The organism is Pseudoalteromonas luteoviolacea S2607, assembly GCF_001625575.1.
Classification (GTDB): Bacteria; Pseudomonadota; Gammaproteobacteria; order Enterobacterales; family Alteromonadaceae; genus Pseudoalteromonas; species Pseudoalteromonas luteoviolacea_E.
Genome location: NZ_AUXV01000056.1, coordinates 643,119 through 655,129, shown reverse-complemented (window position 1 = coordinate 655,129; position 12,011 = coordinate 643,119). Strand labels below are relative to the sequence as shown.

Annotated in this window: 11 protein-coding genes; 2 read left to right on the top strand and 9 right to left on the bottom strand. The window is 42.1% G+C overall.

Annotated elements, in window-relative coordinates:
* Window positions 1-22: 22 nt before the first annotated feature.
* The 6 genes from N480_RS19835 to N480_RS25470 form a co-directional block, all read right to left on the bottom strand.
* Entirely contained in the window at window positions 23-1,618 is a 1,596-nt protein-coding gene (locus N480_RS19835) for an esterase-like activity of phytase family protein (protein ID WP_063374160.1), read from the bottom strand.
* A gap of 184 nt (window positions 1,619-1,802) precedes the next feature.
* Window positions 1,803-2,099, bottom strand: coding sequence for a hypothetical protein (locus tag N480_RS19830; RefSeq protein WP_063374159.1), 297 nt, complete (start codon window positions 2,097-2,099; stop codon window positions 1,803-1,805).
* A 66-nt stretch (window positions 2,100-2,165) separates the two neighbouring features.
* Complete coding sequence (gene map, locus N480_RS19825; protein ID WP_063374158.1) at window positions 2,166-2,948, bottom strand: type I methionyl aminopeptidase; 783 nt, start codon at window positions 2,946-2,948, stop codon at window positions 2,166-2,168.
* Complete coding sequence (locus N480_RS19820; protein WP_063374157.1) at window positions 2,929-3,135, bottom strand: ParD-like family protein; 207 nt, start codon at window positions 3,133-3,135, stop codon at window positions 2,929-2,931. The genes map and N480_RS19820 overlap by 20 nt, the downstream gene beginning before the upstream one ends.
* 378 nt (window positions 3,136-3,513) lie before the next feature.
* A complete protein-coding gene (gene rsmF / locus N480_RS19815; protein ID WP_063374156.1) occupies window positions 3,514-4,965 on the bottom strand; it encodes a 16S rRNA (cytosine(1407)-C(5))-methyltransferase RsmF in 1,452 nt (483 codons plus the stop codon).
* Window positions 4,966-5,104: 139 nt separating this feature from the next.
* The gene (locus N480_RS25470; protein WP_155730558.1) at window positions 5,105-5,263 is read right to left on the bottom strand and encodes a hypothetical protein; all 159 of its coding nucleotides are present in this window, start codon (window positions 5,261-5,263) and stop codon (window positions 5,105-5,107) included.
* 271 nt (window positions 5,264-5,534) lie between these two features.
* On the opposite strand from N480_RS25470, the gene N480_RS19810 reads away from it, so the two are divergent.
* Both N480_RS19810 and arsJ read left to right on the top strand, forming a co-directional pair.
* Window positions 5,535-6,545: an ArsJ-associated glyceraldehyde-3-phosphate dehydrogenase gene (locus N480_RS19810; protein WP_063374155.1), complete on the top strand. Its 1,011-nt coding sequence runs from the start codon at window positions 5,535-5,537 to the stop codon at window positions 6,543-6,545.
* A 4-nt stretch (window positions 6,546-6,549) separates the two neighbouring features.
* Window positions 6,550-7,758, top strand: a complete 1,209-nt coding sequence (arsJ, locus tag N480_RS19805; RefSeq protein ID WP_063374154.1) for an organoarsenical effux MFS transporter ArsJ — start codon at window positions 6,550-6,552, stop codon at window positions 7,756-7,758.
* A gap of 18 nt (window positions 7,759-7,776) precedes the next feature.
* On the opposite strand, the gene N480_RS19800 is transcribed toward arsJ, so the two are convergent.
* From N480_RS19800 to N480_RS19790, 3 genes are all read right to left on the bottom strand, one after another.
* Window positions 7,777-9,768 carry a methyl-accepting chemotaxis protein gene (locus N480_RS19800; protein ID WP_063374153.1) on the bottom strand — a complete coding sequence of 664 codons (1,992 nt, stop codon included), beginning with the start codon at window positions 9,766-9,768 and terminating at the stop codon, window positions 7,777-7,779.
* A gap of 416 nt (window positions 9,769-10,184) precedes the next feature.
* The gene (gene htpX / locus N480_RS19795) at window positions 10,185-11,033 is read right to left on the bottom strand and encodes a protease HtpX (RefSeq protein ID WP_063374152.1); all 849 of its coding nucleotides are present in this window, start codon (window positions 11,031-11,033) and stop codon (window positions 10,185-10,187) included.
* A 312-nt stretch (window positions 11,034-11,345) separates the two neighbouring features.
* Window positions 11,346-12,008, bottom strand: coding sequence for a 3-oxoacid CoA-transferase subunit B (locus N480_RS19790; RefSeq protein ID WP_063374151.1), 663 nt, complete (start codon window positions 12,006-12,008; stop codon window positions 11,346-11,348).
* Between the last annotated feature and the right edge of the window lie 3 nt (window positions 12,009-12,011).

The window sequence follows — 12,011 nt, the reverse complement described above, 5'->3', positions numbered from 1 at the left end:
GCGGCTTTCGCCGCTTTTATAATTATTGATTGAGTTGCAGATTTTCAAACAGGTAGAGCTTGTTTCCATCGATTTGGGTGCGCCCTGCATCCAAATACTTTTGCTCTAGAATCCCGTTGCTAGACCAGGTCGCGAAGTCATCATCGTTAATCACTGCCAAGCGACTATTATCAATTAACCACATTCCTTCCAGCTTATCGTGTGGGTAGGCAATCTCTAGGACTAGATCTAGTACTAATGTTTTGCTGACAGGCTGTATGTCGTGTGTAGAGAGGGTATCCCAACTCGTTTCTAATATTGTTTGTTCGATGGTTTTTCCCGATATCAATAGGCCAAGCTCAGGATCTTGGGACAGGTCGTTGTTCTCGCTAACGTGTTCTAGGTCGGTTGCAGCTGATAAATCGATTTTATAAATTCGTTTCATTGCTTCGGGGCTCTGTCGATAAAACGCACCGTCACGCTCGATAACGAGAAACTCTGTGTTTGATAACGCGACAATGCCAGAGTTGGAATTTTGTGCTTTTTCCTGCTTGTATAAATACTGACTTATTTGTCTTGTTTCTAAATCTATTGTCACAATGCGTGTAACATCTAATGATTTTACCGCTTTGTCCGGGTTGTACATTGTCGACTGCATAATGCCGATAAGCTTCTTTTCATCTGGCGTAATTGCAAGCCCTTCCATACCTCTATTCGCTCTTCGATTTGAAAACTCTTGCGGCAAATGAAGAGATACACGCTCATCATTTTTAAAGGCATTGATACGTTCGATTTCTTTACCCTCTGCATCAAAGTGTACGATGTGGGGTCCATACTCGTCGCTTATCCAAAAACTGCCATCAGCCAGTGCTACGAGCCCTTCGCCATCTAGCCCGTAATCATCTAGCTTTATAGGGTTATGGAGTTCATCGAATGCTTTTGTCTGATCTACCAATACAGGTTGACCGTCTGCTGTGTATGGGGTTTCACCGGTACCGCCAAAACTACTGGTATTCGGAAGCCCAGAGATTGGTGTGCCGTCCGGACGCTTGAGTAGAATGTCTTTCAGTTTTTTGATGGTACCATTTTTTTGTAACTCGAATAGTCCAATACGCGGTGTATAATCTGGTATAGGAAACTTCTTGCCTTTGCCATAATCTCCCGTAAAGGTTGCATTAGGTCCTCTATCAGTCAAAGTATAAAACTGATTCTTGTTTTGGGGGTGGGCCACCATATCCGAGCCGAATCCCCCATTTCGAATTTCGAATACGCTGCCTTCAACCGTACCATTTGGTAAGTCACTTCTAAGTGCCGTATAAGGTAAGGCTGCCCCTTGCGCTGTTAAAGGAGAAGGCTGGCATACTGAGTTGCTTTGTGATACTTCTGAATCTTCCAATACGCCATCATCGTTGGTATCTAGGCCAGACTTTATGGCAATACCGCCAAAGAAACAGGTACTGTCGCCCATCGATAACTCTGTTTGATTTACAAGGCTTGAAAGACCTGAGTTGCCATCCTTTCCAGCTGCACCATTTGTACCGTCATTACCAGATGCGCCTTGTGCACCATCATCACCATTGCACGCCGTTAAACCAGCTATGAGTGCACATGATATGAGACCAAGATTTATACGCTTCATTCCATACTCCTTCTTATAATGTATTATTGCGCAGCAAAACAACTGCTTAAAACTTGCGCTAGCATAAACATGCAGAGTCATAGAATTATGACACTCGGCAGGATCTCGAGTGATATTGTGATTATAGAAACGTGGAATGGGAGAGTTACTAAAGAGCGTTCATTATGATCGCGTTAATTTGCTCTTAATCCAGTGGGCCATTGCCATCTTTCGGGGGAGGGGGACTCTTATCATAACGTTGGCTGTGATTTGAGTCAGAACAACGGCTGAAATCGAACAAAAAGCCAAACCCAAAACCAATTAAGAGAGTGGGGACGCCCCAACTTAATGCGAGTTGCCAATTAAAAAACCTAGACTGAAAATCAAATGCAATCAAAAAAGTAAACACGAGCGGAAGCAATGTGCCGATGATTTTTCCTTTCTCAAGCCACAAAAGTGCAAATAAAACCCTATGTCTTTTCAAGGTGTAGTTGTTTTGCATTTGATAAAACCACTCTTTTAACTGAGTTTTAATTGTTAAAGCGCTCGTGCAAGTTGTAACTATGTGCTAGATACCTGTCACAGTTTCGTCGTGTCGTAAAGTCAAAACTTCATAACCATTATCAGTCACTAGAATAGTGTGCTCCCACTGAGCTGAAAGCTTTTTATCTTTGGTGACAACAGTCCAGCCATCTTTAAGCGTTTTGACTTTGTGTGAACCTTGGTTGATCATTGGCTCAATAGTAAAGGTCATACCCGGTTTCAATACTAGGCCAGTGTCTTTTTTGCCAAAGTGGAGTACGTCTGGGCCTTCGTGCATTTCACTGCCAATTCCATGACCGCAGAACTCTCTAACAACACTGTAGCCCCTGCGCTCAGCATAGGTCTGTATGGCATGACCGATATCTCCTAGCTTAGCACCCGGTTTAACGCGTTTAATCCCTTCCCACATAGCTTGATAAGTTTCTTTTGCAAGCTTTTTGGCTAGAGGTGAGGCATCTTGCATCACATACATTTTGCTAGAGTCGGCCAAGTACCCATTGTGCTTTAGCGTCACATCAATATTGATAATATCGCTAGATTTTATTTTTTGGCTGGCTTTGGGCATACCATGGCATACGACTTCATTAACAGATACATTTATGGCATAAGGGTAGCCATATTGACCTTTTGTTGATGCGATTGCGCCAAGGTTTTCCGTTATGTAAGTTTCTACAAAATCGTTGAGCTCCATAGTCGTCATCCCGACTTTAATGTACTCATCAAGGGCTTTAAATACGCTTGCGAGCAGTGCCCCTGACGCTTTCATACATTGTATGTGCTCATCACTTTTAATTATGACTGGTTTCATTCTGTTTCTTTCTTACTTGCTCTAGTTCTATTTGGATTAGCTCTAAAAAAGATTTGTCTTGATTTTGCTCAGCAAGGCGACCGATTTTCAACCAAAACTCAGCCTGGGAGTTAATTGAGCGAGACATAACTTGGCTAGCTAGCCTGACCTCTTCGTGGAGCTCATCAGAAATTTTCACAATACCCATAATGTACGTTGTATAGCAATTTATATATGCATTGTATGTTTTGGCAATTAAAAATCAACAATAAATGACATTTCAAATGTGTATGAATTTAGTTTTGTGACAATTTTATGAACATATCTGATTGAGGATACTTTGATAAACAGGCAAAAAAAACGCCCAGTAATGTGTGAATCTGGGCGTAGGGGAAGGCTCATATGGAGCCGTGCGCTAACTTTAACACCTTCTATTACATATAAGGGAGAAGTAGAAAGTCTATTAAGTGTAGTTAATACTGTTGAAAACTTACAAACAATCTGACATTTTTAAAACATATATAAATCATTGTCTTACGCGCATATAAATTAATAATCTTAAAGTTGTCAAAAAGTTCTATTCAGGTTATACCCAAGTTATCAACTGGCCTTGTGCAATAATATCTCGCGGTAAATTATTTTTAATTTTTGCTTTTTGCCACTTTCCAAGCCCAACAGGGGCGCCGCATAGCGTCAAAATCACTTCACCAGCTTGCACAGATGGCTTATCCAATCGAACGTCTTTTCCTTGAAAGTAATCCACAGCTTGTGATTGCGTGAGTTCATGTGTGTTTTGCCTAGCTAGATGGCCAAACGCGGTGGCTAGTTCATGTTCAAGGCGCACACCGTTTTTATGAATGGTGCCGAGTTTTATTCCTAATCTTGCGTATTTTATCTTGTCTTTTAAAACATCAAGTTGTTCAGGGAATAGCCAGAGCTCTTTGTCTCTTTGCATCAAGTTGCCAGGGAGTTCACTTATCTTAAATTGCTTTTTAAGGTAAGAATTAAATGCCTGCTGTGCTTTTGATGCGAAAGGCTCGAAAGGAAATGAGCCCTTTTTAATTTGTTGGTTTTCATTGTCAACAGAAGACTTTTTAACAAACTTAGCAATGAAGAAACCCTCACTGTCGAAGATTTGCGGCCACACATGCAGATAACCTTGCTCTGTTGTGGCTGTTTCTGCATTTTCGAACAGATTCGCAAGCGGTATTATTTCAACAGCGCCTCCAAATTCGTTTAGTAAATAATCGCATACATGATGATTTTCTAGCGGTGTGAGTGTGCATGTGGAGTAAACCAAGGAGCCACCCGGTTTGAGGGCTAAGAAAGCACTTCTTATGAGCGTTTTTTGTACCTCTGCTATCTCTACGTTAGATTCGATAGACCAGTTTTTGAGTGCATTTGGATCTTTTCTAACGGTGCCTTCCCCTGAACAAGGTGCATCAAGCAATATATGATCAAAGCACTCATACATATAGTCGCCAAAGATCTTGCCATCAAAGTGTGACAAGGCGACATTGGATGCCCCCATGCGCTTCATATTCGCCGCGAGTACTTTTAATCGTGAAGACGAAAACTCGTTTGCAACTAAAAGGCCTTGATTATCCATCAGCGCACAAAGTTGCGATGTTTTCGAGCCCGGTGCTGCGGCAACGTCTAGCACAGCAAACTCATTGTCTTGAATACTTTGAATCTCTTCACGTAAAGCCAAAGGAGGTAGCATAGAGCTTGCTTCTTGGACATATATACAACCACTTAAATGAAGAGCAGTATTTCCAATTGGCAAAGCGGCTTCCTCTTCAGGGCTACGATTAAGCCAGAAGCCTTCAGGGCACCAAGGAATAGGTGTGATTTGCCAACCGATTTTTTGTGCTTCGAGTTCAAAGTCTGCGACAGACATTTTGAGTGTATTAACGCGTATGGAAAGTCGAAGAGGTTCCTGGCAGCTACTGAGAAAATCCTCAATGGTGAGGTGGGGTGGGATGTAACTTTTTACGTCATCAATAAAGTTCTCTGGAATATAGGTGTTTTTATCCAATCTTAATTACTCGAAACAACTCAGATAGTGCCTAGTTTACCATTAATAGAGGTAATTGGGGGAGGTCTTGGAGGTTTTGGCAAACGTCATGATGGGGAAGTCGCATGACGTTTGCAATATAGGTGTCTAATAACGCGAATTAAGGGGTTTCTGAATCACAGTGATAATACGATTCGCACTCTTGTGTCGGGCCGTTACTCAAACCGGCACCTCCAATCAAAGGGGTTAGTTTTCTATCTAGCGGTAGTTTGTCGAAATTGAGTTTCTTTAGTGGTCTTTTGTTGACTTTAAGCTTCATAATTAGCTCCTTTAAAGATTTCATTTACTCATTGCTTCCATTTTCATGTTAGTAAACTAAGAATAAATTTCAAATAAAATTAACCAAAATAATACAAAAGGTTCACTTTTAAAGGGTTGTATATATGGAAAAACGAATATATGATTTGACGTATATTGAGTGAGGTCAAGAATGAGTACTTGGGTGCAGAATATTGGCTGCAAAGTGGTTTATATTTGACTAAATTTGGTGCTTTACAGCATTGCTTATTATCAATTGGAGTATCCATAAGGTGAAGATTAAAGTAGGAATAAACGGCTTCGGCAGAATGGGGCGCTTAACGATGCGCGCATTGTTTGAGTCGAATGAAATCGAGATTGTCAAAATCAATGACCCTGCAGGCGATGCGATTACTCTCGCACATTTGATGAACTTTGATTCTGTTCATGGCAAGTGGTCGCACGAGGCGTTGGTCGAGGGTAACGACATGGTGATCAATGATCAGCGTATTGAGGTGACGCAACACGTAAGCGTGGCAGAAAATGACTGGTCAATGTGTGATTTGGTGATTGAAGCTTCTGGTAAATTAAAAAGTAAACAAAAGCTTGCTGGCTTTTTTGCACAAGGTGTTAAGCAAGTTGTTGTAACGGCTCCGGTGAAAGAAGAGGGTGTCCTAAATGTGGTAATGGGCGTTAACCATCATGATTTTGATGCTCAAAACCATGAGATTGTCACTGCTGCCTCTTGCACAACTAATTGTTTAGCGCCTGTAGTGAAAGTACTTCAAGATAATATTGGCATTAAACACGGTTCGATGACGACAATCCACGACATCACCAATACGCAAACTATTATCGATGCCCCTCATAAGGATTTGCGCCGTGCGCGTTCTTGTGGGACGAGTTTGATCCCAACAACTACAGGGTCTGCGACTGCTATTACGCATATTTTCCCAGAGTTAAAAGGGAAGCTAAACGGTCACGCAGTACGGGTACCTTTAACCAATGCATCAATAACAGATTGTGTATTTGAGGTAAGTCGTGAAACCACGGTTGAAGAAATCAATGGTTGGATGGAGCAAGCCGCAAACAGTGAACTGTCTGGTATCTTAGGCTTTGAAACTCGTCCATTGGTTTCGATTGATTACAAGACAGATCCTCGAAGCGCTATTATCGATGCACCTTCAACCATGGTTGTTAATGGCACTCAAGTGAAGCTATATGTTTGGTATGATAACGAGTGGGGTTATGCAAATCGTACGGCCGACTTAGTCCGTCTAGTTGTAGCGAAGCGCTGGGGGTAATTAAATGACTCAGTCGCTCAGTTCAAGATTGTCACCTGAAATAAAACAATATTTAGTCATAACAGGTAACTATTGGTCATTTACTTTGACTGACGGCGCGCTACGTATGCTGGTGGTATTGTACTTTCACCAGCTAGGCTATAGCCCTCTGGCGATAGCCTCATTGTTTTTATTTTATGAGTTTTTCGGTGTTGTAACCAATCTATTAGGTGGGTGGCTGGGTGCCCGTCTAGGCCTTAACAAAACAATGAATATAGGGCTTTTTTTGCAGATTGTTGCAGTGTCGATGTTAGCACTTGATGAGCAACTGCTGTCCATTGCGTATGTAATGATTGCGCAGGCATTGTCAGGCATAGCAAAAGATCTTAATAAAATGAGTGCTAAAAGTGCCATAAAGTTGTTAGTGCCTAAAGATCAAGATAGTACCTTGTACAAATGGGTCGCAATTCTGACGGGCTCTAAGAATGCACTCAAGGGTGTCGGCTTCTTTCTAGGTGGCTTATTGCTCAGTTTACTGGGGTTTCAAGGCGCGCTATGGTTCATGGCGGCTATGCTCACCGTAACATGGCTGATGAGTTTATTTTTGCTTAAGCAAGACTTAGGAAAGAAAAAGAACAAACCTAAATTCAGCGAAATTTTATCTAAAAGCAGACAGCTAAATTTATTGGCAGCAGCGAGAATGTTCTTGTTTGCTTCGCGTGATGTTTGGTTTGTCATTGCCTTACCGGTTTTCTTAGCGTCAACTTTTGGTTGGGATCATTGGTGGGTTGGTGGCTTTATGGCCAGCTGGGTGATCGCTTATGGAATTGTGCAAGCATATGCACCAAAAATCACAAAAAATACAGGGAGTAGCTTTAAACAAGCTTTGTTTTGGGTAGCAATATTATCCTTTATTCCTGCGCTTTTAGCGCTGGGGTTATGGCTAGAATGGCAACCGAAACTGGTGATAATCGGCGGTTTATTGATCTTCGGAGCTGTGTTTGCTGTCAATTCTTCATTGCACAGTTTTTTAATCGTGAAAATCGCAGACAGTGATGGTGTATCAATGGATGTGGGCTTTTACTACATGGCCAATGCAATGGGGCGTTTAATAGGCACGGTACTATCTGGACTGGTTTTTCAGCTATATGGATTACAGGCCTGCTTACTTGTTTCTAGCGCAATGTTGGTATTGGCGAGCATGTTTACATTGGGGTTGAGCAAGCGCAGTTAAGCGCTTGCCTATAGCATATTAGCCAAAATTGCTTGGTAGTTTAAAGCTTGCAGTAACTTGTTTTAAAGTTTTTGATTGCTTGTCTAATTCAAGACTCGCAGAAGTCACTTGATCAGCACCCGCGGCATTATCAATAGCGGCTTGTCGGATAGATTCCACGTTATATGAAATTTCCTCTGTGGTTGCAGATTGTTCTTGCGCTGCCTGCGCGATGGTTTGGGCACTTTGCGCAATTTGGTTAATTTGGCTGACGCTTTGCTCTAAAAGTGCGGCACTGTCATTTGCTGCTGCAATGGTTTCTCTCGTTGCTTCGGCTGATGCATGCATTTCAGATACAGCAGTTTGCGACGTAGACTGTAAATTAGCAATCATCGTTTCAATATCTGCGGTAGATGCCTGGGTTTTTTGCGCAAGTTGTCTAACTTCGTCTGCAACTACTGCAAACCCGCGACCGTGCTCACCAGCGCGTGCGGCTTCTATTGCAGCGTTTAAGGCAAGTAAATTTGTTTGCTCTGTTACTGCCTGAATAACCTCGATAACGCGACTGATATTTTGCGTGTTATATTCTACTTCTTTAATCGCTGATTCAGAGTTTTCAACTGCACTGTTAAGTGACTCCATTTGTGAGACTGTTTGGCGCAGTGTCTGGTTAGCAGATAGAGAAGTTTGTTCAGCATCTAGACTAAGATCAGCTACATTGCGTGCATTGGTAGCTACTTCGTCAATGGAGTATGAGGTTTGCTGAATGGCTTCTGCAACTTGTTCAATATTGGCATGCTGCTCTTGTAAGCTGGCATTTGCTTGCTCGCTTGCCGCACTGGTTTGTGTTGCTGTAGACGCTAGCTGCGACGTGGTTTCTACAATTGTACCAATGACGCTGGTTAAATAGGTATTCATTTGCTTCATTGCACCATAAACACCGATAGCGTGTTGCTCAGTGCCAAAGTTTTCACGCAAATCACCTGAGGCAATACGCTCACTGATCATACGCATCTCAGTTGGTTCTCCACCTAACGGGCGCAGTACAGCGCGCGAAATTATCACAGTAGCAGTTGCAACACTCAACACCGTGAGTACAAAGATGATTGCAATTACCCAATACAATTTATGCACAGGTGCAAACGCTTCTGCTTTATCGATTTCTGCAAGTAGAACCCACTTTAATCCAGCGAAAGTGTAGGGGAGGTAAGCAGAGAGTACCGGGTTGCCGTTGTAGTCGATGATGATCTCAGTGTCAGAAATTCCTTGTAGGCCTTTTCTAACAGCTTCAGTGTCTGCGCCATTGGCTGCCACGGTGCCAGCAAAGCTTGCAATAACGGTATGATTAATTGGATCTAAATAAGAATCTGAGCGCATACGTAAATCATCACCAACAAGGTAAGACTCGCCCGTTTCTCCCATACCATCACGTTGTTGCATAATCGCATTGATGGCATCGATAGACAGCTGTAAAGCCATGACAGAATGCACTTGTCCATCAATCACGACTGGTATACCTATAAATGCTGCTGGCTCTTGGTTGCTCGGGGCGTACGGGCTGTAATCTGAAATCACAAATTGATTTGAGGCCACTACACGATTAAAGAGCGTTGCAAGGCCAGAATCTCGGTAAGGACCAGTGATGAGGTTCGTTTGATAATCTGATTCTCTAGCAACGGTGTAACTGATCAATCCGTTACGCTCTATTACAAACAGATCGTAAAACCCTTTTTCCTTGATAAATGTGTCAAAAAGAGAGTGGTAATTATGCGCGAGTTGCGCATTAGTTTGATCTGAGTTCTGTTGTACAACTAGTTGCCACTTTTTGGCGATAACAGACAAGTCACCTTTTCGAGCCGTTAAGTAGTCATCGATTTGTTTGTGTTTGATGTGTTTAATGGATGTGAGCTGATTGTATGCCTGTTCCTCAAGCGCCGAAGACGCAGTCCACAGTGAGATCATCGCGAGTATGCCCGCTGGCACTAAGCCAATAAGCATAAATGAAATGAGTAATCGGGTTTTGATTAGCATACTTCTTTTTTACCTTATGTGAAATTTAATATTGCTATTATGTCAATAAAATGGGTTACATATTTTAAACAAATGGGCCCGGTATGGATACACGCAAAAAGTATGGTTTAAATTAATATTACAATTAAATTGAGGTTAATTTTTAACCTTAATTTGAGAATAAAGCTATTTTGTTTAAAAATACTACGCTGTATTTACTGGATTTAATTCTAAGAAGTTTGTTTGAATGCGACTTTCGACTTAAATAAAGGTTGCGAACTATATATGCCGTTGTCGTATAACAATATTATTTTTTATAACGGATTTGAGAAAATGACGTGGCGATAAATGGCTAAATTTAATTAATTGTAAATCGTCATGAAAAAGGCCCGAGTGGGCCTTTGGTTATAATATATACAAAATGTTTACATTATGATTTATGACAATGCAGCGATTCTTTGTTCAAGTGGAGGGTGAGAAGAGAACAGGTCCATCACACTTTTACCCGAAGCAATACCAAACGCCATCATCGAGCCTTCGAGTTTCGATTCTTGGTTGCTGCGAAGACGCTCTAATGCTGCTTTCATTTTGTGCGCACCCACGAGGTCAGCAGCCCCTTTATCCGCTGCATATTCGCGTTTACGGCTAAAGTACGCCACAATCATTGAAGCTAGGAAGCCAAATAGCATTTGGAATATGATATCGAAAATCATATACGTCCAGCTAAACCCTTCACTTTCTTCATCGCCATTTAAGAATCCGTCAACGATATTGGCAAGCACTTTAGAAATGAAGATCACAAACGTATTAACTACACCTTGGATCAGTGTCAATGTGACCATGTCACCATTTGCAACATGTGATACCTCGTGGGCTAATACGGCTTCAGCTTCACTTTGACTCATACCTGCTAAAAGTCCGCTACTTACGGCTACTAGGCTGTCATTTTTGCTAGGGCCTGTGGCGAAAGCATTGATTTCTGGGCTGTCGTAAATCGCGACTTCAGGCATTTTAATACCCGCTTTTTGTGCTTGCTCGGCGACCGTGCGCACAAGCCAATGTTCTGTCTCATTGCGCGGCTGATCGATGACATACGCACCAGTGGATTTTTTTGCCATCCACTTAGAAATATACAGTGAGATAAAGGCACCACCAAAGCCAAATACGGCGGCAATGGTCAGCATGCCAGCATAGCTTCTAGAGGAGACCCCTAGGATAGATAAGATAATGGACAAAACCACCATGATGGCTAAGTTTGTCGCTAAGAAAAGTAACACGCGTTTCATAGTCACCTCTTTAAAGTTTACTTACTAATTTTACTCTTGCTAGATAAAAACGTTTGCACATAACTACCAATATGGAGGTCGTGTGAAGTTTCTCAAGGGGAAGTATGGCGAGGAAGTGTTACAAGATGTTGTGATGTGCAATTGTGCGTAAAATGGCTTGGCTAATTCAGAAATAAACCTATGATACGGCAGGAGGGTAAAAAAAAATCCCTCTTGCGAGGGATTTTGGGTAACTCAGCGCCTTTGGCACTGGGAATGAGGTCGGTACATTTATGCTAGTTATTGACTAGGTCTTTGACCTTATTGATTAATCTATTCTGCAAACTGCATTTCAGGAATATCGCCATCGACGATAAGTTTACCTGCTGTTTTGCTGATAATTTCATCAACACTAACACCTGGCGCACGCTCAAGCAAATGAAATGCGCCATCTTTTACTTCTAACACAGCAAGGTCTGTGACAATCTTTTTCACACAATTTACCCCAGTCAATGGTAGTGTACATGACTCAAGTAATTTGGAATCGCCGTGTTTGCTAGCATGGGTCATGGTCACAACAATATTCTGTGCGCCAGCGACAAGGTCCATCGCGCCACCCATGCCTTTGATTAACTTTTTCGGGATCATCCAAGAAGCAATATTGCCGCTCTGATCCACTTCAAATGCACCTAATACCGTTAAGTCTACATGACCACCACGTATCATGGCAAAGCTTTCTGCGCTATTAAAAATAGCTGCTCCTGTCGCAGCTGTCACGGTTTCTTTACCCGCGTTGATCATATCTGCATCAACTTGGTCTTCATCTGGGTACGGGCCCATACCCAACAAACCATTTTCAGACTGAAGCATTACTTCCATATTGCTTGGCACATAGTTTGCGACAAGTGTAGGAATACCGATACCAAGATTTACGTAATACCCATCTTGTAATTCTTGCGCGACGCGCATTGCAATTTGTTCACGATTTAAAGCCATGGT

What these genes read in the sequence shown, in the direction of transcription:
- N480_RS19835 (WP_063374160.1), bottom strand. Translation starts at nt 1,618, where the DNA reads ATGAAGCGTATAAATCTTGGTCTCATATCATGTGCACTCATAGCTGGT.
- N480_RS19830 (WP_063374159.1), bottom strand. Translation starts at nt 2,099, where the DNA reads ATGCAAAACAACTACACCTTGAAAAGACATAGGGTTTTATTTGCACTT.
- map (WP_063374158.1), bottom strand. Translation starts at nt 2,948, where the DNA reads ATGAAACCAGTCATAATTAAAAGTGATGAGCACATACAATGTATGAAA.
- N480_RS19820 (WP_063374157.1), bottom strand. Translation starts at nt 3,135, where the DNA reads ATGGGTATTGTGAAAATTTCTGATGAGCTCCACGAAGAGGTCAGGCTA.
- N480_RS25470 (WP_155730558.1), bottom strand. Translation starts at nt 5,263, where the DNA reads ATGAAGCTTAAAGTCAACAAAAGACCACTAAAGAAACTCAATTTCGAC.
- arsJ (WP_063374154.1), top strand. Translation starts at nt 6,550, where the DNA reads ATGACTCAGTCGCTCAGTTCAAGATTGTCACCTGAAATAAAACAATAT.
- N480_RS19800 (WP_063374153.1), bottom strand. Translation starts at nt 9,768, where the DNA reads ATGCTAATCAAAACCCGATTACTCATTTCATTTATGCTTATTGGCTTA.
- htpX (WP_063374152.1), bottom strand. Translation starts at nt 11,033, where the DNA reads ATGAAACGCGTGTTACTTTTCTTAGCGACAAACTTAGCCATCATGGTG.
- N480_RS19790 (WP_063374151.1), bottom strand. Translation starts at nt 12,008, where the DNA reads ATGGCTTTAAATCGTGAACAAATTGCAATGCGCGTCGCGCAAGAATTA.